Below are 25,413 nucleotides of genomic sequence, written 5' to 3'. Positions count from 1 at the left end.
GCCGAACGATCCCACGAAACAACATGGCGACGCATCGGCACCTTGCTCGACGCCTTCCCGCCAGCAGAATGCCGCAACTATCTGCTCAACGCAGGATACGGGTCAGCATGAGGTCATCTGACTCTAGCCCAGCGTCAGGCGCTCGCGTGCGGTGCGGTATTGGACCTCGAACCGATCGACCCGGTCGGCCACGGTCTCGATCGCGTCGATCGCGCCGATGCCTTGTCCCGATCCCCAGATGTCGCGCCAGGCCTTGGCCTTGCTCGAATTGCCGCCGCCGAAATTCATCGTCTTGAGATCGCCCTGCGGCAGATCGTCGGGATCGAGCCCCGCCGCCACGATCGAGGCGCGCAGGTAATTGCCGTGAACCCCGGTAAAAAGGTCCGAATAGACGATGTCGCTGGCACGGCCGTCGACGATCGCCTGCTTGTATCCCTCCATGGCATTGGCTTCGGTGGTGGCGATGAAGGGCGAGCCGATATAGGCCAGATCGGCGCCCATCGCCTGTGCCGCGAGGATCGCGCCGCCGTTGGCGATTGCCCCCGACAGCGCGAGCGGGCCATCGAACCATGCACGGATTTCCTGGATGAGTGCGAAGGGCGAGAGGCGTCCGGCATGGCCACCCGCGCCCGCGGCGACCGCGATCAGCCCGTCGGCCCCTTTCTCGATCGCCTTGCGCGCATAGCGATCGTCGATCACGTCGTGGAGGGTGATGCCGCCCCAGCCATGCACCGCATGGTTGAGATCCTCCCGCGCGCCGAGCGAGGTGATGACGATCGGTACCTGCCATTTGGCGCAGGTTTGCAGATCGGCCTCGAGCCGGTCGTTCGAGCGGTGGACGATCTGGTTGACCGCGAACGGTGCCGCCGGGCGCTCGGGATGCGCCCGGTTCCATATTGCGAGTTCCTCGGTGATCCGATGCAGCCATTCGTCGAGCAGGGCTTGCGGCCGGGCATTGAGCGCGGGAAACGATCCCACGATCCCCGCCTTGCACTGCGCGATGACCAGATCGGGCACCGAGATGATGAACAGCGGCGCGCCGATGACCGGCAACCGCAGCGAGCGGAGGATGGGCGGAAGGCTCATGTGAGTTTCATAGCGCAACCCAATGGCGTGTCCAGCCGCTCCCGATCGACCGGGGCGGCCGGCGCTACCCGACGAAGGCGCGTTCCACGACATACTCGCCCGGCCGCGCGTTCGATCCCTCGGTGAAGCCGAGGCCATCGAGGCGGCCGGAAAGATCCCGAATCATGTCGGTGCTGCCGCACAGCATCACGCGATCGTTGGCGGGATCGAGCACTTGCGGCCCGCTGACCGGCGCGGCGAACAGCCGGCCCTGGTCGATCAGCCCCTGGATGCGTCCGGTGGTGTGGAAGGCATCGCGCGTCACGGTGGGGATGTAATGGAACTGGAGCAGTGCCTGATCGCTGACCAGCGGATCGCCCGCGAGTTGTGCTTCGAGGACGTCGCGATAGGCGAGGTCATCGACCCGGCGACCGCAATGGACCAGAATGATTTGTCCGAACGCGTCGTAAATGTCGGGATCGCGGACGATGCTCAGAAATGGGGCGAGGCCGGTGCCGGTGGCGAACAGGAACAGCCGCTGCCCCGGCAGCAACGCCTCGCTCACCAGCGTGCCGGTGGGTTTGCGCGCGAGATAGACCTGATCGTCGGGCTCGATCTGCTGGAGTTTCGAGGTCAGCGGTCCATCGGGCACCTTGATCGACAGGAAGTCGAGCTCATCGGCGTAGGACGGGCTCGCGATCGAATAGGCGCGCATCAACGGGCGCTCGGCGCCGGGCAGCCCGAGCATCACGAACTCGCCCGAGCGGAAACGGAAGCTTGCGGGCCGCTCGATCGAGAAGCTGAACAGATGATCGTTCCAATGATGGACCCGCCGCACCGCGACCGTCGAAAAGGCGGCATGCTCGGGAATGACAGTGGGCGGGCGACGATGCATGTTCATGAGGCGAGAGTCCGGTAGCAAGAAATATGGAGGTGCCTGAATGGCGCCACCTTGGTCGATCAGGCGCGAACATTGGGGGTGTCCCGCACCTTGACCGGCTCGCCGTAATCGTTCGCGACGCAGAAACCAACCTGACGATAACAGGGCCGGTCTAAGAGATTGTTGATCTTGACATGGGGCGTAACGCGTTCATCCGGTTACGGGCTCGCGCAATCGGCGCGGCGCGAACGAGGCCTGTCCGGGCTGGAAATCGGCCCGGAAAGGCGTCAGTCGAGCGTCTTGTCGGAGACGTGCAGCGTGTAATGATCGGCGCCTTGTTCGTCGACGTCGAGCGTGACCCGCCACGGTGCGATGTCCGCGAAACGCACCACCGACAGCGTTTTTGAATCGGGGCCGATCGTGCCGCGGGCGAGGTTGCGTGTCGTCGAGGCGCCCTCGACATCGATCGTGAAGCTGACCGATTTGGGTGTCTCGCTGCGGCCGACCACGTTGACGACGACCATATTGTTGTCGCGTGTGACGGTCATGTCGACCGCGCGGTTCGATGGTGCTGCCATGGTTCGTTCCTGTGCCGATGCGCCGATGGATGCCGAGGCGACGCCCAGTGCCGCAAGCCAGACCAGAACCGCGACCGGCCGCATGTCAGTCCCCGGTCTCGGGGGCGGGGGCGGGCAGATCCGGCGGGGGCTTGAGCGGAAGCCGGTCCGAATCGATGCCGAAAATGCCTTCGGAGCCGGGAAAGGTATTGAGGAACCGCGCCAGCATGTCGGGCCCGATCTCGCGCGCGATCAATTCGGGGGTGGGTTGCTGCCCGCGCCGGCGGATGACCTCCCACACCGCGGCCACCTCGGCATAGAGGTCGGCGCGCGGAGAGCGGGGCGTCGCCTGTTCGAGTTCGGATTCTGGCGCGGCTGCCGTCGACAGGGCCTCGGCGTCGCCCGGCAGTTGTGCGACCTCGGCGGGCGGGCTCTTGGCCTGGCCGACCTGCTCGACCGCGTTGCGGCGTGCCGGCGTCGTGCTTTCCTGCGGGATCTGCCGCACCGCGATGGTGCGATCCTGGTCGGTCTGGAGGTCGGCGTTGGGTGAGGGGTCGATGCGCTGCTGCGCCGGATCGATGGGTTGCTGCGCCGCTGCGGGCGCGCTCGTCGCCAGCGCTGTCGCCAGCGACAAGCGAATGATCGGGACCGGCATCGGCATCGTCAGAAGCCCGTCTGGGTGACGGCGATCGCGGCGCCGCCGCTCTGGTTGATCACGAGCCCCAGATCATAGCCCGATTGCGTGATTGCTGCATCATTGATGTCGCCCGATTGGCGCACATCGAGATGGTTGCCCGCGCCTTGTTGCGACAAGGCCGCGATATTGTCGTTGCCGTCCTGAATTAGCGTCAGCTCGTTGGCGGCGCCGCTCGCCGCGACCTGCTCGATCGAGGCCGTGTTCGCGACGCCCGATTGGCTGATGATGGCGATATTGGCGCCGCTCGGGTCGCCGTTCATCGCTGCCAGCAGCCGCTGGTCGGGGCTGTCCTGGATGCTGTCGGCAATGTTGGCGTTGCCGGTCTGATCGATGGAGACCGATTGCGCAGCGGCGGGCCGGGCCGTGGACGCGGCGATCGGCAGCATCAGCGCGGCAAGCGCGCAGCAATATTTCATGGCACGGCCTCCTGTAAAAAATGAGGGTCCGGGGGCGAGGGGAGCCCCGGACCCTCAGGGGGCTATTGGGCGACGGTCGCGGTGTTACCCGACCCCGATTGGGTCACCCACGAGCTGTTCCCGTCGGTCCACTGGGTGACGTAAGCGGAATTGTTGTTGCCGCTCTGATCCACCATCGAGTTGTTGTTGTCGCCATATTGGAGCACCAGCGCATATTGCGCGCTGCCGGCCTGGGTGATGGTCGAGGTATCGTTGTCGCCATATTGGCCCGCCCCGGCATAGCTGCCCGAGCCGGTCTGGGTGATCGTCGATACGTCGAAATCGCCGGTCTGCGCATTCTGTGCCCAGTTGTTGTCGCCATCCTGGTCGATCGTCGACTGGCCGTCATTGCCGGACTGCCAGATCTGCGCCGAGAAATTCTCGGTCGGCGGGCTGTCTTCGCGCTGGTTGATGCTGGCGGTGTTGCGATCGCCGGTCTGTTCGATCAACGCATCGCTATCCTCGGCGCGCTGCTCGATCGTGGCGCTGTTATCGTCACCCGCGAGCTGATGAACATAGGCATCGGAGCGATTGCCGTAGTTCAACACCATCGCCGTGCTGTCGGTGCCGTTCTGTATGACTTCGGCATAGCCGTCATTGGCGCGCTGATAGATTTCGGACGAATTGTCGTCGCCCGCCTGGCTGACATAGGCCGACGAATCGATCGGGCGAATGCCGCCGGGGGAGGTCTGATCGATCAGGCTGTTATTGTCGTTGCCCGATTGATCGACGGTGGCGACCACGCTTTCGCCATCCTGAAGGATGTAGGACGTATTGTCGTCGCCGCTTTGGGTGACATAGGCTTCACCGTTGAGGCCGGTTTGCGTGACATCCGAATCGTTGCCCTGGCCGATCTGGGTGACTTCGGCGACATGGCCGCCATCGCCGCCCTGGTTGATCATGCTGGTGTTGCCATAACTGTCGTCGGTCAGCGCGGCGGTCGCGTCGCCTTGAACCACCGTTGCCGAATTGCCGTCGCTCGACTGGATGACGTCGGACGATTGCCAATCATCGAGCTGGGTGACGTCGGCGGTGTTATTGTCGCCCGATTGCTCGATATACGAGCGTGATTGGATCGCGAACGTGCTGGTGTCCTGATTGACGGTCGCCGAATTATTGTCGCCCGTCTGTTCGACATCGGACACGTTCTGCGGCGTGGAACCCGAGCCGTCGTCGGCCTGCGTCACGTCAGCGGTGTTGTTGGCGCCGCTCTGATTGACGAGCGAGTCACCGCCCGAAATCGAGCCGGTCTGGTCGACAACCGCGCCGTTGCCGGTGTTCGACTGGTTCACCGTGCTGGTCGATTGGGCGAATGCAGGCACGGCGATCGACAAGGCGATCACCGATGCCGCGCCCATGAGCATCTTCTTCATCTTTACTCTCCCTAGTTGCGGGTACGGACATCGCCCCCGCTGGCGACACTGGCCGCCCGTAGTGCCGGAGATCGCGCGTCAGCCGGGACCGGCCTCCTGACTGACGACGGGAGCAACAATTCGCGGGCGCGGGTTGGTGACACACGGGCGGGGAAGCGGGATGTGTCACCGCGCCTTGCGCAACACTCGAAGATGGCGCACCATCCTGGGGTGAGCGTAGCTCACGATTGGCGAGGCTCCCGTAGCCTCACCGTTCCGGGCCCACCGGCATCAAGATGCCAAATCGGGGTGTCGGTGGACCTGATCTTTGCAACCGGTCGGAGCCGGTTCGGCTATCATCCTCCTGCTGGTATGCGCTGTTTTGCCGATGTGCCGGGCTCTGCCGAGGGGCTCGCGCCAGCTACCGGCGTACGCTGGCCACCGGATGTTGATGGTGGCGCGGAGGCGCCACCCGGTGACGTCTGGCGCGTCGGGGTAGGTGCGGCTGCCACCACGCCTCCCGACGGCCAAACCCCGACCGATGGGGATGCCCCGCGCACCGGCGCCGTGGTGGCGCCTGCGCTGCGGAGCGAAGATTGCATGCGGTATGCCGGCGTCGCGCGTGATACGCCGGCAGGCATCGTTCCCGCGGCCAGCGCCGCACCGATCGGGCGCTGTGCGACGCGCGCTGCCGGTTGCAGTGCGGAACGCTGCGGGCAGGCGCCGGTGATCGTGCTGCCATCGGCACGGTGCGCCAGCAGCACGGCGGCCTCATCGATATTGTCGCGCTGCGCGAAATAGGATCGCAGCAGTGCTTCTCCGCCCTCCGGCGTGGTCGCGATGCACCACAGGTCGGTGCTCGCGCCTTCGATGACCATGCCATAGACCGCGGCTTCGATCGCTTGCTGCAAGGCGAGCGCGTCGGGTTCGTTATATGCGACCCCCGCCTCGAGTTCGAGCAGATCCTTGAACGCGACATAACGGAAGGTGTTGGTATCGAGCCCGATCGACGCGATTGATTTGCGCACGCTGATGGTCGACAGCACCTCGCCGGTCTTGACGCTTACCGCGCGCAGATAGACCGTGACGGTATCTTCGCGATATTGCGTGCTGCCGCCGATACCCAGAAAACGCGCGCCGAGCCCGCCCGACTTGGTGTTGCTGTCATAGCCGATGATCCCGCCTTCGAGCAGGATGCCTGCGAACAGCAGGGGCGGGAGCGCCTGCCGGTTGAGTGTCTTCTCGCCGAGATAGGCGGCGCGCATCTCGCGGATCACGGCGCGCTCGCGTAGCAGATTGTCGAGCCGCTCGCGTTCGATCACCGTGAACCAGCCGTGATTGCCCGTTTCCTGGAGCGCCTTGACGAGGATCGAGGTCGCCCCCTGCGTCACCGCGCGCGACAGCGTCTGGACGCCTTCGGTCGGTTTGAACTGCCCGGTCTGGTCCGCGAAATTGTAGACCGCGACCGCGATCCGATCCCCCGGCAGGGGGAGCTGTTCGAGCTTGACTGTCATCGGCGTGCGCTTGGTGGGCTGCGCCTTCGACCAGCTCGATGGATTGTTGGCCGCGCAGCCGGTGAGCACGAGCGCGCTGCCAAGCACCGCGAGCGCGGTGCGCCGGGCCGATGCGGTACTCATTGGCCGAGGCCAGCGAGTACCCCGCCCTCGTCGGAGCTGTCCTGCAACAGCGGCACGATGATCTCGGTCACCGATCCGTCGGCGTTGTTGGTGATCGTCAGCGTGACCGAATCGACCCCGCGAACGAATGAAATCACCTGATCGCCGAACTGGATGACGCCGCTGTCCTGCGCATTCTCTCCGAAGATGACGTCGGTGATCTGGGTCGCGAGCGACGACAGCAGCCGGCTCTGCAAGGTGCGGAGAAATTGCGATGCCGGATCCTGTGACGAGGTCGCATTGGGATCCTTATATTTGTTCTGCGCGGTGGCGACGCCGAGCAGATGCGCGGAATTGAAGGGATTGCCCCCGAAGCTGGGGTTGATCGGCTGGTAGACGATGTCCTGCCCGTGGCTCGGCTCGGCGATCGCGACACCGAGAAGCACCGCGATGGTGGCCGGAATGCCAATCGACTTGAACGAGATACGCATGAGCCCTCCGTTACCGCCGCCGTGTGCAGTCATCGTGCAGCGCCGAATTGCGAACGAACGACGCCAGCCGTCTCGCGCCGGCGGCCAATGCCGACGCGACCGGATATTCAGTTGCGACCGGATATCCGGTTTTGCCCCTACGAACCGGCACGTGCGCCGGGCCACGAGTGCGCCGTCCCTGCAAACGACGCTCCGGATGTCTTTTCCGTGCAAATCCTATGGCCGAAAGTCGAAGGCGCCTATCCGTAAAGTCACGGATGGTAATGATCCCTAGATCGCCGTAAGGTGTGCTCAATGAGCGGCGCGTCACGTAAGGCGTCGCGGGTGTCGCATACAACAGGGGATTGGCGATGCCGCAAGTAAAGGCCGTGTACAGGGGCGGCTTGAGTATTGCAGATCGGATCGATCGCAGTGGTATGGTAGCGCTGCGCTTGGTGGTCGATAGATATGCGTGGTCTGTCGTCGCGATTTTGCTCGTGACATTGCTCCGCATTGCGCTGGGGCCGTGGCTCGATCCGCATGTTCCCTACACGCTCTACCTTCCGGTAATCCTTGCCGTTGCTGCGTTTCGTGGTACCCGCGCGGCGATTTTCGCAGCTGTTCTGGGCGCGATCGCCGGAACGATCTTTGTCTCGTCGTTCAAAACGGATGGCGCTAACATTCCGGGGCTGGTGGTCTTCGGTATCGTCTCGGTGGGGATCGTCGTATTGACGCGGCAGATCCTCGCCTGGCGTGACAAGGCGATTGCCGATCAGCAACTGGCGACCAGGCAGGCCACCAAACAGGCCGCCGACGCGCGCGTCATGATCGACGAACTGACGTTGCTGATCGACGCTGCCGCGAATCACGCGATCTATTTCCTCGACGCCGATGGCACGATCACCCTGTGGAGCCCAAGCGCTCAGCGAATCACCGGCTGGTCCGCCCGCGAGGCGATCGGTCAGAGCTTCGATCTGGTTTACACCAGTGCAGATCGTCTCGCCGGCAAGGCGAAGCACGTGCTGGCGGCGGCGAGCCGATCGGGCCGGTTCCGATCGCGCGATGTCCGGCGACGCAGGGACGGAAGCATCTTCATCGCCGATATCACGCTGACGGCCTTGTTAGACGATGATGGCGGCCTGCGCGGATTCGGGCTGGTGATGGAGGATGTGACCGACGAGGCACGCGCCGCCGAAGAACTCGAACTTCGCGAACGCCAGTTGCGTTCGATCCTTGCCACCGTGCCCGAAGCGACGATCATTACCGACAACGCGGGCACGATCGTTTCGGTGAGCGGCGTCGCGCAATCGCTGTTCGGTTATGCCGAGGCCGACATCATGGGGTGTGATGCCTCGATGTTGCTCAAATCGGTCGCGGGCGAAACACAGGAGCACGCGCTCCGGTTCAGCGCGCTCGCCGAGATAGGATCGCAATATGGTATCGGACGCCGCGTCGATGGGACGGTGTTTCCGATCCAGATCACGGTCGGACGGGCGGCGGTGGGGGAGAATGTTCAATTCACCGGCTTCATCCGTGATCTCAGCAGCGAGGCGGCGACGCGCGCGCGGCTGGCGGCGCTCCAGGCGCAGATCCTCCATATGTCGCGGGTGAGCGCGATGGGAACGATGGCCGCAACGCTCGCGCATGAACTCAACCAGCCGCTGGCGGCGGTCGAAAGCTATATCGGCGCGGCACGCAACCTGATGCGCAAGCAGCAGCCCGACAGTGCGAGCGATCTCGACAAGGCGCTGGCTGGTGCGTCGAGCCAGGCTTTGCGCGCGGCCACGATCATCCGCCGCACCCGCGAGATGCTGGCGCGTCGCGACATCGAATTCGTGCAGGAGGATCTCGCCGGGCTGCTTGCCGAAGCCAAAAGCCTTGCCTGCATGGGCGATCCACGGCTGACGAAAATGATCGACCTGTCGATCGAGCCGGGGCTGGGGGCAGTGCTGGTCGACAAGATCCAGGTCCAGCAGGTGGTGCTCAACCTGCTGCGCAATGCCGTCGATGCGGTGTGCGGCGCGCCGGTGCGCAAGGTGGTGGTGAGCGCGGTCGCGCGCGATGACGATACCGCCGAGATCATTGTGTCGGATACCGGGCGGGGTCTCTCACCCGATGAACAGGTGCATCTGTTCGACACTTTTTTCAGTACCAAGGCCAATGGTCTGGGTGTCGGGCTGCCGATTTGTCGGACGATCGTCGAGGTGCATGGCGGGCGGATCTGGGCAAGCACCCGGATCGGCAGCGGCACCGAGCTTCATTTCACCCTGCGGCGCGCGGAGCGCGGAGAAATGCCATGCAAGCACGGACGGTCCACGTCATCGACGACGACCCGGCAATTCGCGACGCCGTCGGCATGATGCTGCGCACGGCGCAGTACGATGTTCATCCATGGCCGGACGGGGCTTCCTTTCTCGAGGGGGCGGCGGCGTTCGGGCCGGCGTGCGCGCTGCTCGACATGCGAATGCCCGGTCTTTCGGGGCTCGATGTGCACGATGCGCTCAAGGCGAGCGCATTGCCGATCGCGACGATCATTCTTACCGGGCATGGCGATGTGGCAACCGCAGTGCGGGCGTTACGCGCTGGCGCGGCCAATTTCCTCGAAAAGCCGATCGAATCCTCGGCCTTGATCGGGGCGGTCGAAGATGCGCTGGCATCACTCGAGCAGCAGGAGCAGCCCGATCCGCGCTTCAACCGCGCGCGTGAGCGGCTCGCCTCGCTGTCGCCGCGCGAACTCGATGTCTTGAAGGGGCTGGCGGCGGGAAAACAGAACAAGTCGATCGCGCTCGATCTCGGGATCAGCCCGAGGACGGTCGAAGTCTATCGCGCCAATATCATGGAAAAGCTCGACGCGGGCAGCCTGTCCGAAGTGCTGTATGTCGCCTTTTCCGCTGGCGTGGAGGACGATTTTGCAGCGTTGCGGGGGCGCGCCGCGTAGAGGTGGGTTCCATTATTGCGGAGGCGGCACCGGCCCGCTCCCCCACCCCGCCTCCCAACGGCAGCATACTGAATGGGAGGCGGGGTGGGGGAGCGGGCCGGTGCCGCCTCCGCCGGTAAAATCTCACCCCAGACTGACGAAGCTGTCCATCACGCGTTTGCGCCCGGCCTGCTCGAAATCGATTTCGAGCTTGTTGCCTTCGATTTCGGCGATCTCGCCATAGCCGAATTTCTGGTGGAACACGCGCATCCCGACCGCCAGATCGTCGCGGCCCTTGTTGCCGAGGCTGACCGCCGAGGCGCGTGCCTCGACGATGCGGGTGGGCTCGCGGGTGAAGGTGCGGCTGGTCCATTCACCGCCCGGCTTTGTCCCCAGATTGCCCGCCGCGCGCTGCCAGCCCGGGCCGCGACCGGTGCCGCGACCGACATCGGCGAACGGATCGGCGCGTTCGGACCAATTGGCGCGCCACAGGCTTTCGCCGCCCGACATCGTGCTTTCGTGCTCGGCATGTTCAGGCGGCAACTCGCCGACGAAGCGGCTGGGGATGCTCGAGGTCCATTGGCCGTAGATGCGGCGGTTGGCGGCGTGGAGGATGGTCGCGCGGCGCCGCGCGCGGGTGATCGCGACATAGGCGAGGCGGCGTTCCTCCTCGAGGGACGCGAGACCGCCCTCGTCGAGCGCGCGCTGCGAGGGGAACAGCCCTTCCTCCCAGCCGACGAGGAATACGGTATCGAATTCGAGCCCCTTGGCAGCGTGGATCGTCATGATCGTGATCCGCGCCTCGTCGGCGGTCGCGTCGTTATCCATGACGAGGCTGACGTGTTCGAGGAATGCGCCGAGCGTCTCATATTCCTCCATCGCGCGGATGAGTTCGGTGAGGTTTTCCAGCCGGCCCGCGGCCTCGACGCTTTTGTCGGCCTGGAGCATTGCAGTGTAGCCCGATTCGTCGAGAATCTGGCGGGCAAGCTCGGGGTGGGGGAGGCCCATGTCGCGCCAGCGCGCGATGTCGCCGACGAAAAGGCCGAGGCTGCGGCGGGCCTGCGGGGTCAATTCGTCGGTATCGAGGATGCGCGCGGCGGCGACCGAAAGCGGTACGCCATCGGCGCGGGCGAGCTGGTGGATTCGCGCGATTGCCTTGTCGCCGAGCCCGCGCTTGGGGACGTTGACGATGCGCTCGAAGGCGAGGTCGTCGGCGGGTTGGTGGACCAGCCGCAGATAGGCGAGCGCGTCGCGGATTTCGGCGCGTTCGTAGAAGCGGAAGCCGCCGACGATGCGATAGGGCATGCCGGTCGCGATGAAGCGGTCCTCGAATTCGCGGGTCTGGTGCTGCGCGCGCACGAGGATCGCGACGTCATCGAGCCGGGTGCCGTCACGCTGTGCGGCCTCGATCTCCTGACCGACGCGGCGGGCCTCTTCGGGGCCGTCCCACACGCCGAGCACGCGTACCTTCTCGCCAGCGTCGAGTTCGGTCCACAAGGTCTTGCCGAGACGGCCGCTATTCTGCGCGATGACCCCGCTGGCCGCGCCAAGGATGTGCGGGGTCGAGCGATAATTCTGTTCGAGTTTGATGATCGCCGCACCGGGGAAATCTTTCTCGAACTTGAGGATATTCTCCACCTGCGCGCCGCGCCACGAATAGATCGACTGATCGTCGTCGCCGACGCAGGCGATGTTCTTATGGGCCTGTGCGAGCAGCCGCAGCCAGAGATACTGGACCGCGTTGGTATCCTGATATTCGTCGACCATGATGTATTTGAAGCGCGCCTGATAGGCGTCGAGCACGTCGCGATGGGTCTTCAGGATGACGAGCATGTGGAGCAGAAGATCGCCGAAATCACAGGCGTTGAGCGCTTTGAGCCGAGCCTGATATTGCGCGTACAGCTCGCCGCCACGGCCCTGCGCATAGCGTTCGCTTTCGCCAGCATCGATATCGCGTGGGGTCAGCCCCTTGTTCTTCCACTGATCGATCAGCCCGGCGAGGCTGCGCGCGGGCCAGCGCTTTTCGTCGAGATCGGCGGCGACGATGAGTTGCTTGAGCAGACGAAGCTGGTCATCGGTGTCGAGGATGGTGAAATTGGATTGCAGCCCGACAAGTTCGGCGTGGCGGCGCAGCATCTTGGCGCCGATCGCATGGAACGTGCCGAGCCACGGCATCCCCTCCACCGCGTCGCCGACGAGTCGACCGACGCGCTCTTTCATCTCGCGCGCGGCCTTATTGGTGAAGGTGACCGCGAGGATTTCCGACGGCCATGCCTTGCGCGTATAAAGCAGGTGCGCGAGCCGTGCGGTCAGGCACGCCGTCTTGCCCGTGCCCGCGCCTGCGAGGACGAGCACCGGCCCCTCGGTGGTCAGCACCGCGTCGCGTTGGGGCGCGTTGAGGCCGGACAGATAGGGAGGGTCGGCGGGCGTTGTCGCACTCTGGGGCACAGGAAGACTCATACGCGAACAGGTAGGGAACGACGGCGAGAGGAGCAAGCACATGATCGAAGGCGGATGCCATTGCGGCAAGGTGCGTTATGTCCTTCGGGGCGATCCGGTGCGCCATGCGGTGTGCACGTGCCGGGACTGTCAACGTGCAGCAGGCGCCCCGCTGGTCGGCTGGGCGGTGGTCGATGACGACAAGCTCACCGTGACCGGCGAGGTAGCGAGCTACAATTCATCGGGCGATGTGCAGCGGCAATTCTGCCCGGCGTGCGGCACCGGGTTGTTCTATCGCAGCGAAACCATCTTTCCGGGGCAGGTCGATGTGCAATCGGCGACCTTCGACGATCCCGATGCCGATGCGCCGACGTGCCGCGTGCAACTTGCCGACGCACCCCGATGGCTGGCGGGGCTCGACTCGCTGCCGGGGTATGAACGTTACCCCGGCTGAAGGCGATCAGGCCGGAACCCACGCTTCCCATGGCATATCCAGCGCCTCGGCAACCGCGGGATGGCGGATCTTGCCACCCGAGACATTGAGGCCGTTGGCGAGGTGCGGATCGGCCTTCATCGCGGTGTCGGCGCCCCGATCAGCGAGCTTGCGCACAAACGGCACGGTCGCATTGTTGAGCGCGAAGGTGGAGGTCCGCGCCAGCGCGCCGGGCATGTTGCCGACGCAATAATGGATTACGCCATCGATCTCGAACACCGGGTCGTCATGCGTGGTCGGGCGGCTGGTTTCGAAGCAGCCCCCCTGATCGATCGCGATATCGACGAGCACGCTGCCACGCTTCATGCGGCGCACCATCTCGCGCGTCACCAGCTTGGGGGCGGCCGCGCCGGGGACGAGCACCGCGCCGATCACCAGATGTGCCTTTTCGACCGCCGTCGCGATCGCTGCGCTGCTGGCATAAGCGGTCTTGATCTGGCTGGAGAAGAACATGTCGAGTTCGGCGAGGCGATCGTTGTCGATGTCGTAGACGGTGACGTCGGCACGCATCCCGACCGCGATCTGCGCGGCGTTGATGCCCGCGGTGCCGCCGCCGAGGATCGCGACGCGCGCCGGGGCCACGCCCGGCACCCCACCGAGCAGCACACCGCGTCCGCCGGGTTCCTTTTCGAGATAATGCGCGCCGACCTGCACCGACATGCGACCGGCGACTTCCGACATCGGCTTGAGCAGCGGCAGCCCGCCGCGGCGCGAGGTGACGGTTTCATACGCGATGCATGTCGCGCCCGAGGCGATCAGCCCTTCGGTCTGGCGCTTGTCGGCGGCGAGGTGGAGATAGGTGAACAGGACGTGGTGCGGCTCGAGCAGCGCGATCTCCTGCGGCTGCGGCTCCTTGACCTTGACGATCATTTCCGCGTTCGCAAATACCGCGCCGGCGTTGGCGACGATGGTCGCGCCGGCGTCGCCGTAATCGCGGTCGTCGAAATCGATCGCTGCGCCCGCGCCGGTCTCGACGATCACTTCATGACCCGCATCGACCAGTTCGGCAACCGAAGGCGGGGTAAGCCCAACCCGGTATTCCTGATTCTTGATTTCCTTCGGAACGCCGATCCGCATCGCAACTTTCTCCTGTCGTCCCGGGTTGTCGGGGGTCAGTTTGGCACGCATCGTTGGAAAACGTGCCGCTCCATCGCCGGAGCCTCACCACCCTAGGCCGCAGCCTTCGAAGGAAGGCGGCGATCGGGTGGGCGTTCTCGTAGCGTAAGGAATAGCGCCTTGCGAAGTAAGAATCTCTGCAAAGACGGTTACTTTGTAACAAGCCTGCGCATGGAATTCCAGTCGATCCATGCTATCTGAAGAAAATCATGCAAGGCGATCCAATCGACCGTCGAATCCTCAAGCTGCTGGCCGCCGACGCGCGGATGGCGGTGAGCAGTGTCGCGGCTGCGGTCGGTCTGTCGCAATCGGCGGTCACGCGGCGTATCCAGGCGCTCGAAGCGGCGGGAATGATCGCGGGCTATGCCGCCGGGCTTGGCGCGCGGCAACTGGGCTTTCACATCACCGCGTTGGTCGACATTACGCTGGGCACGCAGGCCGAGGAGGAACTGGCGCGGTTCGAGGCGGCGGTCGGTGCGATCGACGGCGTGGTCGAATGCGCGTTGGTGTCAGGCGCGCAGGATTACCGGCTCAAGGTCGTCTGCCGCGATCTCGACGATTACGAACGCCTCCACCGCGAGCGACTCGGGCGGCTGCCTGGCGTTACCACGATCAGCTCGCGCTTCGTGTTGCGCACCGTGCCGACGCGCAGCGCGGCCGATGCGTTGCTTGGCGGTGCGGGCTGATCTCCGGGCTTGCCCCGACACCCACCGCGCGGCAGGGAGGGGGAAGAGTGTGTTCTGTACGGCGTGCAGCCTCCGGGGCGTCGTTGAGAAATCGCGTCGTGCAGGGCAAAACTACCCGGGTTTCGTTGTATTTGCGCAAGCGGAGGGGCTCATGCTAGAGGCGCCGCCGATGAACAGGGGCAAGGCATACGATCCGGCTCCGGATCACCTCCTCGGCAATCGGGCACGAAGCATTCTCCAGTGACGAGCAGCGACGACAGCGGGGCGTCCCCCGCGGTGCCCGACGGCGTTCTTGCGGCTGAGGCTGGCCACGGTCATCGTCGCCAGCAAGGCTTGCTCAAACTCGCCGCGGGCGCGGTCGGCGTCGTGTTCGGCGATATCGGCACCAGCCCGCTCTATGCGTTTCGCGAAACCTTCGCCGGGCACCACCCGCTGACGCTCGATGCGGCGCACATCATGGGCGTCGTCAGCCTGATGTTCTGGTCGATGATGATCGTCGTGACGCTCAAATACGTCTCGATCATCATGCGCGCCGACAACAAGGGCGAAGGCGGCAGCCTGGCGCTGCTCGCGCTGGTATCGGGGCGAACCAAGACCAAGCGCTGGACGAGCGGGATCGTGCTGCTCGGTGTATTCGCGACCGCGCTATTCTACGGCGACAGCATGATTACCCCCGCGGTGTCGGTGCTGAGCGCGGTCGAGGGGCTGGCGGTGGCGGCGCCTGCGTTCGGCGGGCTCGTGCTGCCGATCGCGATCGTCATCCTCGTTTTCCTGTTCGCGATCCAGCGCAGCGGCACTGCGCGGGTTGGCGCCTTCTTCGGCCCGGTCATGCTGTGCTATTTCGCGGTGATCGCGGTGCTGGGGATCATCAGCATCGTCCAGACGCCGGGTATCCTGTGGGCCTTCTCGCCCACCTATGCGGTACGCTTCTTCCTGTCGGACAGTGTGCGGGCGTTCCTGGCGCTCGGCTCGGTGGTGCTCGCGGTAACCGGCGCCGAGGCGCTCTATGCCGATATGGGGCATTTCGGGCGCAACCCGATCCGGGTCTCATGGCTGGTGTTCGTACTGCCGGCGCTGATCTGCAATTATATGGGGCAGGGAGCGTTGCTGTTTCGCGACGGAGTGACCGCGCTCGAAAGCCCGTTCTACATGCTCGCGCCCGAGAGCCTGCAACTGCCGCTGGTGTTCCTTGCGACCGCCGCCGCGATCATTGCCAGCCAGGCGGTGATCTCAGGTGCGTTCTCGGTGACGCAGCAGGCGATCCAGCTCGGCTTCATCCCGCGCCTGCGTATCGAGCATACCAGTGCGTCGACCGCAGGGCAGATCTATATCCCGCTGATCAACTGGCTGTTGATGGCGATGGTCGTCCTGCTGGTGCTGTTCTTCCAGACCTCATCCAACCTGACCTCGGCTTATGGCATCGCGGTGACCGGCGCGATGCTGATCGATACCTGCCTGTTGGGGGTAGTGCTGTTCCGGTTGTGGAAGTGGCCGGCCTATTTCGCGATTCCGCTGCTCGGGGTGTTTTTCCTCGTCGACGGCGTCTATTTTGCGGCCAACCTCACCAAGGTGCCGTCGGGTGGCTGGTTCCCGCTGCTGATCGGGTTCCTCGTCTTCACTGTGCTGACCACCTGGGCCAAGGGGCGCCAGTTGATGATCGCGCGGCTGCGTGCGGCGTCGATGCCGATCAAGGTGTTCATCCAGTCCGCCGCCAACGCCGCGACGCGCGTGCCTGGAACTGCGGTGTTCATGACATCGAGCGCCGACGGCGTGCCCCATGCGCTGCTCAACAATCTCAAGCACAACAAGGTGCTTCACGAGCGCGTCGTGTTGTTGACGGTCAAGATCGCCGATGAACCCTTTGTCGGCGATGCCGAGCGGATCGAGACCGAGGCGATGGGGCAGGGGTTTCACCGCCTGATCGTCCGCTATGGCTTCATGCAGGAAGCCGACGTGCCGGCCGCGCTGGCGCGTGCGGATCATTGCGGCGGCGAATTCAGGATGATGGACACCAGCTTTTTCCTTGCCCGCCAGACGTTGCTACCCGCCGAACGGCCGGGGATGATGCTGTGGCGCGAAAAGCTGTTCGCGTGGATGCTGCGCAACGCCGAAAGCGCGATGGAATTCTTCCGCCTGCCGACCAACCGCGTGGTCGAACTCGGCAGCCAGGTAGAGATTTGAACGGCGCGCCGGCACCGATTGTGGTGACGGCGCTGTTCGGCAGCGAGGATGCGGCGTGGTTCGAGCGTCAACGCCGCGCCCATTTTCCGGTCGCGCACAACCAAGTTTCCGCACATCTGACGTTATTTCATCATTTGCCGCCGTCGATCGCGCCTGAACTCAAACACCGGTTGCAGGCGGAGACGCGCGGGCAGCAGGCTCCGGAGGCGCAACTGGGCGTGCCTTATTCGCTGGGTGGGGGCGTTGCATACGGAATCGAGTCCCCCGGTCTGGCCACGATCCGTACCGGGCTGGCCGATGCGTTTGCCGGATTGCTGACACCGCAGGATAGCACCGGCTGGCGGCCGCACGTCACCGTGCAGAACAAGGTTCAGACGGCCGAGGCACGGCGCCTGTTGGCCCAATTGACCATCGATTTCCGTCCACGACGGATCACGATCGCCGGGTTTGCGGCGTGGTGGTATCACGGTGGCCCGTGGGAAATGCTCTCCCGTCACATGTTCGCTTGACCGGCCGGCGGTCGCTTTCTATAGCCCGCGCCTCACGGCCGGGGCGGAGTAGCTCAGCTGGTTAGAGCAGCGGAATCATAATCCGCGTGTCGGGGGTTCAAGTCCCTCCTCCGCTACCATATCCGACTGATTTCATTTACAAAATACACTCCCCTCCGGGGGCGGGTTTTCACAGGAAACTTGGTTTTTTGTAAAAATATATCCTGTTCGCAGGCTAAGCTGCTGATTTAAACAGGGTAAACTATAATTTGTGTGCTTGGCTGTCTTGACCGAAACGGAGAAAGCGATGGGGTGGCATTCCGGCGACGCACCCTGCTCCGCTTGATGACTGCCTCGATGCCCTGCAGCCCACGATCCCGCATCTGACACGATCCTCACCGATCACGGCATCCGGTTCGTCGATCAGCCACGCAACCGGAACACCGCCTTCTCCCGACAGATGCGCTTCGACATGATCTGCGAGGCAAACCATATCGAGCATCGGCTCACCAAGCCGAACCATCCATGGATCAATGGGCAGGTCGAGCGGATGAACCGCACTATCCAAGACGCGATCGTCAAACGCTTCCATTATAAAAGCCACCAGCAACTGCGAACGCACCCCGCTGACTTTATCGCCGCCTAATATTTGGGCCGCAGGCTCAAAACCTTCAATGATCTCACGCTTACGGATACATCGCAGAAATCTGGACTTCAGACCCAGACCGATCATCATCAATCCGATCCACCCGATGCCGGGACTAAACACCTGGCGCACATCCCGATCGCGCGGCGGCCCTCGCGTCTTACCCGATCCCGTTGTTGTAGGAGATGCTCCCTGCCCACAAAATGCGAATTTCCGCTTGTTTATGAAGGGGACGATGGCAATGTTGGCGGCATCAGGCCCATCATCAGTGAGGCGCTTTTTTGACTGCAACGCCGATCGCGAAGCCCCGTCGGATCCTGCTTGCGACCGACCTTACCAGCCGATGCGATCGTGCGCTCGATCGCGCCAGCCAACTCGCGCGCGAATGGAATGTGGAACTGGTTGCCGCGCACATCGTCGATCCGGCGAATACCCCGCAATATTATCTCGATCGGTCGCGGCGCCGGTGGCGCAAAATTCATGATCCGCTCGAACGGATGCGGTGGCGCATCAGGCGCGATCTCCCCGATGCGATCGAGACGATGCGGGTCGTCCTCGAAGAGGGCGAGCCCGCCGAGAGACTGGCGGCTATCGCCGTGCGGGAAGAATGCGACCTGATCGTGACCGGTGCCGCGCGTGAAGAATCGGTCGAGCGGATGCTGCTGGGCAGCACCATCACCCGGCTGGTCCGGGGTGCCTCGTCGCCGGTGCTGATGGTGCAGGATCGCGGCGCGCGGCCGTATCGCAATATCACCGTCGCGACCGATTTTTCAGAAGCCTCGTTCCAGGCGTTGCTCAAAACCGCAGCGATGTTTCCCGATAGCCGCCTGACGCTGTTCCACGCCTATGACATTCCCTTTGCTGGTTTTGTCACCGATCGCGATTTCACGAAGGAATTGCAGGCGATGGAACAGGAAGTCGCCGCCCGCGTGCTGGGCGATGAAAGGATCGATCCGGCACTCAGAAGCCGTGTCAGCGTCGAGATCGAACATGGTTCTCCCGAGGTGTTGCTCGACGATTTTGTCGAGGACCAGCACATGGATCTGACGGTGATCGGCAGCCATGGCCGTGGCGCGGTGTTCGACGCGCTGATCGGCAGTACTGCCAAACGACTGGTTGAGGCGCTGGAAGGTGATCTGCTGATCGTGCGTCGACGGGATGAAAAGGGCTGAGGCGATTGCACCCTGCCGGGGACCAAAAGGACAATTATCGGCATTAGGCCCTTGCCCGCCCGGACCAATTTCTATCATAGAAGGGCGAGCTTCCCGCGAACGCATTCGACGTAAAAAGGAAACACGCACCCGCCCATGACGGACGCGCGATTGCTGCTGATCATCCTCGCGCTCCCCTTTGTGGGCAGTCTGGGCGCGGCGTTTCTGCCCACGCGGGGGCAGAACAGAGCGGCGATGCTGGCCGGCATCGTCACGCTGGGGGGGCTTGTCGGCATGGCGAGCCTGTATCCGGCGCTGGCCGATGGTGGCAACATCCGCCTCGTCATTTCCTGGCTGCCGACGCTCGGGCTCGATCTGACGCTGCGGCTCAGCGGCTTTTCGTGGCTGTTCTCGATCCTCGTCCTCGGGATCGGTGCGTTGGTCGTCCTGTACGCGCGCTATTATATGTCCGCGAACGATCCGGTGCCGCGCTTTTTCGCGTTTCTGCTCGCGTTCATGGGCTCGATGCTTGGCATGGTGCTCTCGGGCAACCTCATCCAGATCGCCTTTTTCTGGGAATTGACCAGCCTCTTCTCGTTCCTGCTGATCGGCTATTGGCATCATAACCAGAGCGCGCGGGATGGCGCGCGGATGGCGCTGGTCGTCACCGCGTTCGGGGGCGTGTGCCTGCTCGTCGGGTTCCTGTTGCTCGGGCACATCGTCGGCAATTACGACGTCGATCGGGTGCTGGCGGCAGGCGATCTGATCCGCGGCCACGATCTCTATTTGCCCGCGCTCGTCCTGATCCTGATCGGCTGCTTCACCAAGAGCGCGCAATTCCCGTTTCACTTCTGGCTGCCGCACGCGATGGCCGCGCCGACCCCGGTTTCGGCCTATCTTCATTCGGCGACGATGGTGAAGGCAGGCGTGTTCGTGCTGATCCTGCTCTGGCCGGTGCTGGCCGGCACCGAGAGCTGGTATCTGATCGTCACCACCACCGGCCTCATCACCTTGCTGATCGGGGCATGGGCGGCGATCTTTCAGCAGGATTTGAAAGGGCTGCTGGCCTATTCGACGATCAGTCACCTCGGGCTCATCACGCTGCTGCTCGGGCTCGGCAGTCCGCTGGCGGCGGTGGCGGCGATCTTCCACACGATCAACCACGCGACATTCAAGGCCTCGTTGTTCATGGCCGCAGGGATCATCGACCACGAAACCGGCACGCGCGATCTGCGCAAGCTGAGCGGCCTGGCGCGGTTCATGCCGATCACCGCCACGCTGGCGATGGTCGCCGCCGCGGCGATGGCGGGCGTGCCGCTGCTCAACGGTTTCCTGTCGAAGGAGATGTTCCTCGCCGAGGCGCTTCAGGCGCACAGCGGTACCTTGCTCGATCGCGTTCTGCCCGTCCTCGCGACGGTGGCGAGCGCGTTCAGTGTGCTTTATTCGGTGCGCTTCATCCACCAGACCTTCCTCGGGCCGCCGCCGGTCGATCTGCCGCGCGCGCCGCATGAGGCACCGCGCTGGATGCGCCTGCCGATCGAGATACTGGTGCTGATGTGCCTGCTCGTCGGCATCATCCCCACGCTCACGATCGGTCCGTTCCTCGCCATTGCCGTCCGGTCGGTATTGGGGGCGGCGACGCCGGCGTACAGCCTTGCGATCTGGCATGGATTCAACCTGCCGATGCTGATGAGCGCCACCGCGCTGATCGCCGGGACCGGCCTTTATGTGCTGTTTGGCGGGCGGCTGAACAATTTTTCGCGTTCGCCGATCATCGGCTATGTCAAGGGACGGCGCACCTTCGAGATCGTGCTGGCCGCAATCATCGACGGCGCGCGCGTCCTCCACCGCTGGATCGGCACCCGGCGGTTGCAGGTCCAGTTGCGGCTGGTGATCGTCACCGTCGTCGTCGCGGGGGTGCTGCCGTTCCTCAACCTCGGCTATAGCCGCGGGCCGCGCCCCGAAACGCTGATCGATCCGGGGTTCGCGGTGTTGTGGCTGCTCGCCGCCGGGTGCGCGGTCGCGGCGGCGTGGCAGGCCAAGTTTCACCGGCTGGCGGCGCTGGTGCTGGTCGGGGTGTGCGGCCTGGTGACGTGCATCAGCTTCATGTGGCTGTCGGCGCCCGATCTGGCGCTGACCCAATTGCTGGTGGAGATCGTCACGCTGGTCCTGCTGCTGCTCGGGCTGCGGTGGCTGCCCAAGCGCCTGCCCGAGCGGTGGCCCGACGCGCGCAAGCCGTTCCGGGTCTATTTCCGACGCAGCGGCGACCTGCTGCTTGCGTTGGCGGGCGGCGGCGGCATCGCCGCGATCGCCTATGCGATGATGACGCGCGACGCGCCGCGCGGCCTGTCGCATTATTTCGTCGAGCACGCTTATTCGGGGGGCGGGGGGACCAATGTCGTCAACGTCATCCTCGTCGATTTCCGCGCCTTCGACACCTATGGCGAGATCACCGTGCTCGCGATCGTGGCGCTGACGGTGTTCACGCTCCTGCGGCGATTTCGCCCGGCGGCCGAAAGCATCGAGATACCCGAGCAACAACGCCAGCAGAATGCCTTCGATGATGCCCGCGAAGATCGCGATCGCGGGGATACCGTGCGGCATTATTTGCTCGTTCCGCGCGTCCTGATGGAGTGGCTTTTCCCGGTGATCCTGACGTGTGCGCTGTATTTTCTCGTGCGTGGGCACGACCTTCCGGGCGGGGGCTTCGCGGCCGGAATCACCGCCTCGATCGCGATCATCGTGCTCTATATGGCGAGCGGGACGCGCTCGGTCGAAATGCGCCTCACGGTGCGGCCGGTTCGCTGGATCAGCGTCGGGCTGCTCTGTGCCACCGCGACCGGGATGGCAGCGTGGCTGTTCGGCTACCCGTTCCTTTCGAGCCACTTTCGTTATCTCGACCTGCCGGTCATCGGCGAGATGCCGGTGGCGAGCGCGTTGCTGTTCGATATCGGGGTGTTCGCGGTGGTGGTCGGGACGACCGCGCTGATCCTTGTCGCCATTGCGCACCAGTCAATCCGTTCGCCGCGCGCGCCGAAGCCAGTGCATGATGGCGGCGAGGGGGCCGGCTGATGGAGATCGTGCTTGCCCTCGCCATCGGCGCGCTGACGGCGTCGGGGCTGTGGTTGCTGTTCCGCCCGCGCACCTTCCAGGTCATCCTGGGGCTCGCGCTGCTGTCCTATGCGGTCAATCTGTTCATCCTCGCGGCCGGGCGGCTGCGTACCGATGCGCCGCCGGTGGTGGGCAAGGGGCTTGCCGATGCGGCGTCCTACGCAGACCCCGTCCCGCAGGCGCTGGTGCTCACCGCGATCGTCATTTCGTTTGCGACCACCGCGCTGCTGCTCGTCGTCCTGCTGGCCTCGCGCGGGCTCACCGGCACCGACCATGTAGATGGCGAAGAGGGCGAACCGTGAGCGGCTGGATGCACCATCTGATCGTCGCGCCGATCCTGCTGCCCCTGGGGGTGAGCGGTTTGCTGCTCGCGTTCGACGAGCGGCAGCGCACGCTCAAGCGCGTGCTCAGCCTTGGTACGGCGGCCGGGCTCGTCGGAATCGCAATCCTGCTGCTGTGGCTGGTGACCGATGGTTTCGGGCTGGACGCAGCCTCGGCGCCGCGCGCCTATTTGCTTGGCAACTGGCCGGCGCCGTTCGGGATCGTGCTGGTCGCCGATCGGCTGTCGGCGCTGATGCTGCTGCTCACCAGCGTGCTCGGCTTCACGTCGTTATTCTATGCGATGGCGCGATGGGATCGGTCGGGGCCGCGCTTCCATGTGCTGTTCCTGCTGCTGTTGGCGGGGATCAACGGCGCGTTCCTGACCGGTGACATCTTCAACCTGTTCGTGTTCTTCGAGGTGCTGCTGGCGGCGTCCTACGGCCTCATCCTCCACGGCTCGGGCACCGAGCGCACCAGCGCCAGCCTGCATTACATCGTCATCAATATCGCAACCTCGCTGCTGTTCCTGATCGGCGTTGCGATGATCTATGCCGCGACCGGCACGCTCAACATGGCCGATCTCGCCGGACGCATCGCCGAGGTGCCGTCCGAAGACCTCGCCCTGCTGCAAAGCGGCGCCGCGATCCTGGGCACGGCCTTCCTCGTCAAATCGGGCATCTGGCCGCTCAGCTTCTGGCTGTCGCGAACCTATGCGGCGGCGGCCCCACCGGTGGCGGCGCTGTTCGCGATCATGACCAAGGTCGGCATCTATGTCGTCCTGCGGCTCATCTCCTTGTGGTTCGGTGACGCATCGGGCGGGGCGGCGGGCTTTGCCGACGCCTGGCTGGTCTGGGCCGGGTTCGCGACGATGGTATACGGCACGATCGGCATTCTCTCGGCGCGCAAACTCTCGCGGATCGCGGGTCATTACGTGCTGGTGTCGTCGGGGACCTTGCTGGCCGCGATCGGCATCGGCGGCCAAGCGGTGACAGCGGCCTTGTTGTTCTATCTCGTCAGTTCGACGCTGGCGGTGGGGGCGCTGTACCTCATCATCGAGCCCGTGGGGCGCAATGTGGAGGAGGAAGACAAGGCCTCCGGTATCCTCGAACCGGTGTTCGACGACGAATATACCGGCGCGCTCGAAGAGGAAGAGGATGAGACCGGGATCGTCATTCCGGGGACGATCGCGATCCTCGGCGGTGGTTTCATCTTCTGTACGTTGCTGCTTGCCGGGATGCCGCCCTTGTCGGGGTTCATCGCCAAATTCGCGATCATCGATGCGCTGTTCCGACCCATGGCGATCGCGCCGACGAGTTGGGTGCTGATCGCGCTGATCATCTGTTCAGGGCTCGCCACGCTGATCGGGCTGACCCGTGCGGGGATCGACCTGCTGTGGACTCCGGCCGAGGATAGTCCGCCGCGCCTGAGCGTGATCGAGGTTGCGCCGATCGGGTTGCTGCTCGCGACCTGCCTTGCGCTGATGGTCTGCGCGGGGCCGATCTTCCTCTATATGGAAACGACCGCCGTCGCGCTCGCCGATCGCTCGGCCTATATCGATGCGGTGCGCCACGCCCCGCGCGCCGGCGAGGTGGGGTCGTGAGGCGCGTCGTTCCCTATCCGCTGCTCGCGGCCACGCTGTTCGTGATGTGGGTGCTGCTGACTGGCTTCTCGCCGGGGCACATGCTGCTGGGGGCGGTGGTCGCGCTGATCGTGTCGCGGGTGATGCTGGTGCTCAAGCCCGAACCGGTGCGGATCCGGTTTGGCCCGGCGATCGTCAAGCTGTTCGGCCTTGTCGTGGCCGATATCGTGCGCTCGAACATCGCGGTTGCCCGGATCGTGCTGTTCCGGCCGCCGGCGCAGCGATCGGGCTTCATCGAATTCCCGACCGAGCTGCGCAGCCCCTATGCGCTGGCGGTGCTCGCGATCATCATCACCGCGACGCCGGGTACCTTGTGGGTGCAGCATGACGCGCGGCGCCATGTGGTGCTGATCCATGTGCTCGACCTGGTCGATGAAGACGAATGGATCGCGCTGATCAGCGATCGCTATGAACGGCTGTTGATGGAAATCTTCGTATGACGACGCTCGTGCTCGCCCTCGTCATCACCAGCGCGCAGGTCATCCTGGCGCTGGCGATGGGCTGTGCGGCCTTCCGCATCCTGCGCGGCCCGCGCGCTCAGGATCGGGTGCTGGGGATGGACAGCCTCTACATCGCCGGGATGCTGCTCTTTCTCACCTACGGCATCCAGACCGGCCGCACGCTCTTTTTCGAAGGCGCGCTGGTGATCGCGTTGCTCGGCTTCACCGGCACGGTGGCGCTCGCCAAGTTCCTGATGCGCGGTGAGGTGATCGAATGATCCAGGCGCCGGATCTGCCGCTGTGGGCCACCATTCTGGTGGGCTTCTTCGTCTTTCTTGGCGCGTCGATAACGCTGGTCGGGGCGCTCGGGCTGCTGAGGCTGGGCAATTTCTATGATCGTATCCATCCGCCCACGCTCGGCACGACGCTGGGAACCGCGTGTATCCTCGTGGCCTCGATGATCAGCTTTTCGACGCTCCATTCGCGGCCGATGATCCACGAAATCCTGATCGCGATCTTCGTGACGCTGACGACGCCGATCACGTTGATGCTGCTCGCCCGCGCGGCGCTGTATCGCGACCGGATCGACGGTTCGACGAATGTCCCAAGCGACAGGGAAGCCCCCGCGTCGCCCGACGAGCGGGGTTAGGGGTGTTCGATTAACGAGGAGAGGGCCGGTACCGCCTCTGAACA

Annotated in this window: 23 protein-coding genes, 1 tRNA gene and 2 pseudogenes; 16 read left to right on the top strand and 10 right to left on the bottom strand. The window is 64.4% G+C overall.

Features of this window, described 5'->3' with window-relative positions; translation table 11 throughout:
• Window positions 1-111 (top strand): annotated as a pseudogene (locus NFE57_RS14585) (IS630 family transposase); the annotation flags it as partial.
• A gap of 12 nt (window positions 112-123) precedes the next feature.
• Here the strand turns inward: NFE57_RS14585 and NFE57_RS14580 are convergent.
• The 8 genes from NFE57_RS14580 to NFE57_RS14545 all read right to left on the bottom strand — a co-directional run bounded on the left by NFE57_RS14580 (window position 124) and on the right by NFE57_RS14545 (window position 7,113).
• Window positions 124-1,086, bottom strand: a complete 963-nt coding sequence (locus tag NFE57_RS14580; protein ID WP_252136321.1) for an NAD(P)H-dependent flavin oxidoreductase — start codon at window positions 1,084-1,086, stop codon at window positions 124-126.
• A 64-nt stretch (window positions 1,087-1,150) separates the two neighbouring features.
• A complete protein-coding gene (locus NFE57_RS14575; protein ID WP_382280754.1) occupies window positions 1,151-1,966 on the bottom strand; it encodes a ferredoxin--NADP reductase in 816 nt (271 codons plus the stop codon).
• Between the two features lie 266 nt (window positions 1,967-2,232).
• Complete coding sequence (locus tag NFE57_RS14570; RefSeq protein WP_252136320.1) at window positions 2,233-2,523, bottom strand: hypothetical protein; 291 nt, start codon at window positions 2,521-2,523, stop codon at window positions 2,233-2,235.
• Between the two features lie 85 nt (window positions 2,524-2,608).
• Window positions 2,609-3,163: a hypothetical protein gene (locus NFE57_RS14565; RefSeq protein WP_252136319.1), complete on the bottom strand. Its 555-nt coding sequence runs from the start codon at window positions 3,161-3,163 to the stop codon at window positions 2,609-2,611.
• Between the two features lie 2 nt (window positions 3,164-3,165).
• Complete coding sequence (locus NFE57_RS14560) at window positions 3,166-3,615, bottom strand: hypothetical protein (RefSeq protein ID WP_252136318.1); 450 nt, start codon at window positions 3,613-3,615, stop codon at window positions 3,166-3,168.
• Window positions 3,616-3,677: 62 nt separating this feature from the next.
• Window positions 3,678-5,027 carry a hypothetical protein gene (locus NFE57_RS14555; RefSeq protein WP_252136317.1) on the bottom strand — a complete coding sequence of 450 codons (1,350 nt, stop codon included), beginning with the start codon at window positions 5,025-5,027 and terminating at the stop codon, window positions 3,678-3,680.
• A 335-nt stretch (window positions 5,028-5,362) separates the two neighbouring features.
• On the bottom strand, window positions 5,363-6,643 hold the full coding sequence (locus NFE57_RS14550; protein WP_252136316.1) for a CsgG/HfaB family protein: 1,281 nt from the start codon (window positions 6,641-6,643) through the stop codon (window positions 5,363-5,365).
• A complete protein-coding gene (locus NFE57_RS14545; protein WP_252136315.1) occupies window positions 6,640-7,113 on the bottom strand; it encodes a curli assembly protein CsgF in 474 nt (157 codons plus the stop codon). Before NFE57_RS14545 ends, NFE57_RS14550 begins: the two co-directional genes overlap by 4 nt.
• A 416-nt stretch (window positions 7,114-7,529) precedes the next feature.
• On the opposite strand from NFE57_RS14545, the gene NFE57_RS14540 reads away from it, so the two are divergent.
• Both NFE57_RS14540 and NFE57_RS14535 read left to right on the top strand, forming a co-directional pair.
• Window positions 7,530-9,452: a PAS domain S-box protein gene (locus NFE57_RS14540; RefSeq protein ID WP_252136314.1), complete on the top strand. Its 1,923-nt coding sequence runs from the start codon at window positions 7,530-7,532 to the stop codon at window positions 9,450-9,452.
• Complete coding sequence (locus NFE57_RS14535; protein ID WP_252136313.1) at window positions 9,389-10,030, top strand: response regulator transcription factor; 642 nt, start codon at window positions 9,389-9,391, stop codon at window positions 10,028-10,030. The genes NFE57_RS14540 and NFE57_RS14535 overlap by 64 nt, the downstream gene beginning before the upstream one ends.
• Window positions 10,031-10,153: 123 nt before the next feature.
• Here NFE57_RS14535 and NFE57_RS14530 read toward each other — a convergent pair whose 3' ends face one another.
• On the bottom strand, window positions 10,154-12,469 hold the full coding sequence (locus tag NFE57_RS14530; protein WP_252136312.1) for an ATP-dependent helicase: 2,316 nt from the start codon (window positions 12,467-12,469) through the stop codon (window positions 10,154-10,156).
• A gap of 40 nt (window positions 12,470-12,509) precedes the next feature.
• Here NFE57_RS14530 and NFE57_RS14525 point away from each other — a divergent pair, with 40 nt between their 5' ends.
• Window positions 12,510-12,902 (top strand): GFA family protein, encoded by a 393-nt coding sequence (locus NFE57_RS14525; protein ID WP_252136311.1) that lies wholly within the window; start codon window positions 12,510-12,512, stop codon window positions 12,900-12,902.
• A 6-nt stretch (window positions 12,903-12,908) separates the two neighbouring features.
• Here NFE57_RS14525 and ald read toward each other — a convergent pair whose 3' ends face one another.
• Window positions 12,909-14,018: an alanine dehydrogenase gene (gene ald / locus NFE57_RS14520; protein WP_252136310.1), complete on the bottom strand. Its 1,110-nt coding sequence runs from the start codon at window positions 14,016-14,018 to the stop codon at window positions 12,909-12,911.
• A gap of 248 nt (window positions 14,019-14,266) precedes the next feature.
• Here ald and NFE57_RS14515 point away from each other — a divergent pair, with 248 nt between their 5' ends.
• The 12 genes and pseudogenes from NFE57_RS14515 (at window position 14,267) to mnhG (ending at window position 25,369) form a co-directional block, all read left to right on the top strand.
• The gene (locus NFE57_RS14515) at window positions 14,267-14,743 is read left to right on the top strand and encodes an Lrp/AsnC family transcriptional regulator (RefSeq protein WP_252136309.1); all 477 of its coding nucleotides are present in this window, start codon (window positions 14,267-14,269) and stop codon (window positions 14,741-14,743) included.
• A gap of 276 nt (window positions 14,744-15,019) precedes the next feature.
• Window positions 15,020-16,924: a potassium transporter Kup gene (locus tag NFE57_RS14510; protein WP_252136325.1), complete on the top strand. Its 1,905-nt coding sequence runs from the start codon at window positions 15,020-15,022 to the stop codon at window positions 16,922-16,924.
• On the top strand, window positions 16,921-17,433 hold the full coding sequence (locus NFE57_RS14505) for a 2'-5' RNA ligase family protein (protein WP_252136308.1): 513 nt from the start codon (window positions 16,921-16,923) through the stop codon (window positions 17,431-17,433). Before NFE57_RS14510 ends, NFE57_RS14505 begins: the two co-directional genes overlap by 4 nt.
• Before the next feature lie 42 nt (window positions 17,434-17,475).
• Window positions 17,476-17,552, top strand: a tRNA-Met gene (locus tag NFE57_RS14500).
• 248 nt (window positions 17,553-17,800) lie between these two features.
• Window positions 17,801-18,182: pseudogene (locus NFE57_RS14495) on the top strand (integrase core domain-containing protein); the annotation flags it as partial.
• A 157-nt stretch (window positions 18,183-18,339) separates the two neighbouring features.
• Window positions 18,340-19,230, top strand: coding sequence for a universal stress protein (locus NFE57_RS14490; RefSeq protein WP_252136307.1), 891 nt, complete (start codon window positions 18,340-18,342; stop codon window positions 19,228-19,230).
• A gap of 135 nt (window positions 19,231-19,365) precedes the next feature.
• Window positions 19,366-22,281 (top strand): monovalent cation/H+ antiporter subunit A, encoded by a 2,916-nt coding sequence (locus NFE57_RS14485; protein WP_252136306.1) that lies wholly within the window; start codon window positions 19,366-19,368, stop codon window positions 22,279-22,281.
• Window positions 22,281-22,622, top strand: coding sequence for a Na+/H+ antiporter subunit C (locus NFE57_RS14480; protein WP_252136305.1), 342 nt, complete (start codon window positions 22,281-22,283; stop codon window positions 22,620-22,622). Before NFE57_RS14485 ends, NFE57_RS14480 begins: the two co-directional genes overlap by 1 nt.
• Entirely contained in the window at window positions 22,619-24,241 is a 1,623-nt protein-coding gene (locus tag NFE57_RS14475) for a monovalent cation/H+ antiporter subunit D (protein WP_252136304.1), read from the top strand. Before NFE57_RS14480 ends, NFE57_RS14475 begins: the two co-directional genes overlap by 4 nt.
• Window positions 24,238-24,720: a Na+/H+ antiporter subunit E gene (locus NFE57_RS14470; RefSeq protein ID WP_252136303.1), complete on the top strand. Its 483-nt coding sequence runs from the start codon at window positions 24,238-24,240 to the stop codon at window positions 24,718-24,720. Before NFE57_RS14475 ends, NFE57_RS14470 begins: the two co-directional genes overlap by 4 nt.
• Entirely contained in the window at window positions 24,717-24,998 is a 282-nt protein-coding gene (locus tag NFE57_RS14465; RefSeq protein WP_252136302.1) for a K+/H+ antiporter subunit F, read from the top strand. The genes NFE57_RS14470 and NFE57_RS14465 overlap by 4 nt, the downstream gene beginning before the upstream one ends.
• Window positions 24,995-25,369, top strand: a complete 375-nt coding sequence (gene mnhG / locus NFE57_RS14460; protein ID WP_252136301.1) for a monovalent cation/H(+) antiporter subunit G — start codon at window positions 24,995-24,997, stop codon at window positions 25,367-25,369. Before NFE57_RS14465 ends, mnhG begins: the two co-directional genes overlap by 4 nt.
• Window positions 25,370-25,413: the final 44 nt, after the last annotated feature.

The sequence above is a fragment of the Hephaestia sp. MAHUQ-44 genome, from assembly GCF_023806085.1.
In the GTDB taxonomy this organism is placed as follows: Bacteria; Pseudomonadota; Alphaproteobacteria; order Sphingomonadales; family Sphingomonadaceae; genus Sphingomonas.
This window is presented reverse-complemented; position numbering and strand designations above follow the sequence as displayed.

Excerpts from the sequence above, each read along its gene's own strand:
- NFE57_RS14580 (WP_252136321.1), bottom strand. The coding sequence starts at position 1,086 with ATGAGCCTTCCGCCCATCCTCCGCTCGCTGCGGTTGCCGGTCATCGGC.
- NFE57_RS14575 (WP_382280754.1), bottom strand. The coding sequence starts at position 1,966 with ATGAACATGCATCGTCGCCCGCCCACTGTCATTCCCGAGCATGCCGCC.
- NFE57_RS14570 (WP_252136320.1), bottom strand. The coding sequence starts at position 2,523 with ATGGCAGCACCATCGAACCGCGCGGTCGACATGACCGTCACACGCGAC.
- NFE57_RS14565 (WP_252136319.1), bottom strand. The coding sequence starts at position 3,163 with ATGCCGATGCCGGTCCCGATCATTCGCTTGTCGCTGGCGACAGCGCTG.
- NFE57_RS14560 (WP_252136318.1), bottom strand. The coding sequence starts at position 3,615 with ATGAAATATTGCTGCGCGCTTGCCGCGCTGATGCTGCCGATCGCCGCG.
- NFE57_RS14555 (WP_252136317.1), bottom strand. The coding sequence starts at position 5,027 with ATGAAGAAGATGCTCATGGGCGCGGCATCGGTGATCGCCTTGTCGATC.
- NFE57_RS14550 (WP_252136316.1), bottom strand. The coding sequence starts at position 6,643 with ATGAGTACCGCATCGGCCCGGCGCACCGCGCTCGCGGTGCTTGGCAGC.
- NFE57_RS14545 (WP_252136315.1), bottom strand. The coding sequence starts at position 7,113 with ATGCGTATCTCGTTCAAGTCGATTGGCATTCCGGCCACCATCGCGGTG.
- NFE57_RS14540 (WP_252136314.1), top strand. The coding sequence starts at position 7,530 with ATGGTAGCGCTGCGCTTGGTGGTCGATAGATATGCGTGGTCTGTCGTC.
- NFE57_RS14535 (WP_252136313.1), top strand. The coding sequence starts at position 9,389 with ATGCAAGCACGGACGGTCCACGTCATCGACGACGACCCGGCAATTCGC.
- NFE57_RS14530 (WP_252136312.1), bottom strand. The coding sequence starts at position 12,469 with ATGAGTCTTCCTGTGCCCCAGAGTGCGACAACGCCCGCCGACCCTCCC.
- NFE57_RS14525 (WP_252136311.1), top strand. The coding sequence starts at position 12,510 with ATGATCGAAGGCGGATGCCATTGCGGCAAGGTGCGTTATGTCCTTCGG.
- ald (WP_252136310.1), bottom strand. The coding sequence starts at position 14,018 with ATGCGGATCGGCGTTCCGAAGGAAATCAAGAATCAGGAATACCGGGTT.
- NFE57_RS14515 (WP_252136309.1), top strand. The coding sequence starts at position 14,267 with ATGCAAGGCGATCCAATCGACCGTCGAATCCTCAAGCTGCTGGCCGCC.
- NFE57_RS14485 (WP_252136306.1), top strand. The coding sequence starts at position 19,366 with ATGACGGACGCGCGATTGCTGCTGATCATCCTCGCGCTCCCCTTTGTG.
- NFE57_RS14480 (WP_252136305.1), top strand. The coding sequence starts at position 22,281 with ATGGAGATCGTGCTTGCCCTCGCCATCGGCGCGCTGACGGCGTCGGGG.
- NFE57_RS14465 (WP_252136302.1), top strand. The coding sequence starts at position 24,717 with ATGACGACGCTCGTGCTCGCCCTCGTCATCACCAGCGCGCAGGTCATC.
- mnhG (WP_252136301.1), top strand. The coding sequence starts at position 24,995 with ATGATCCAGGCGCCGGATCTGCCGCTGTGGGCCACCATTCTGGTGGGC.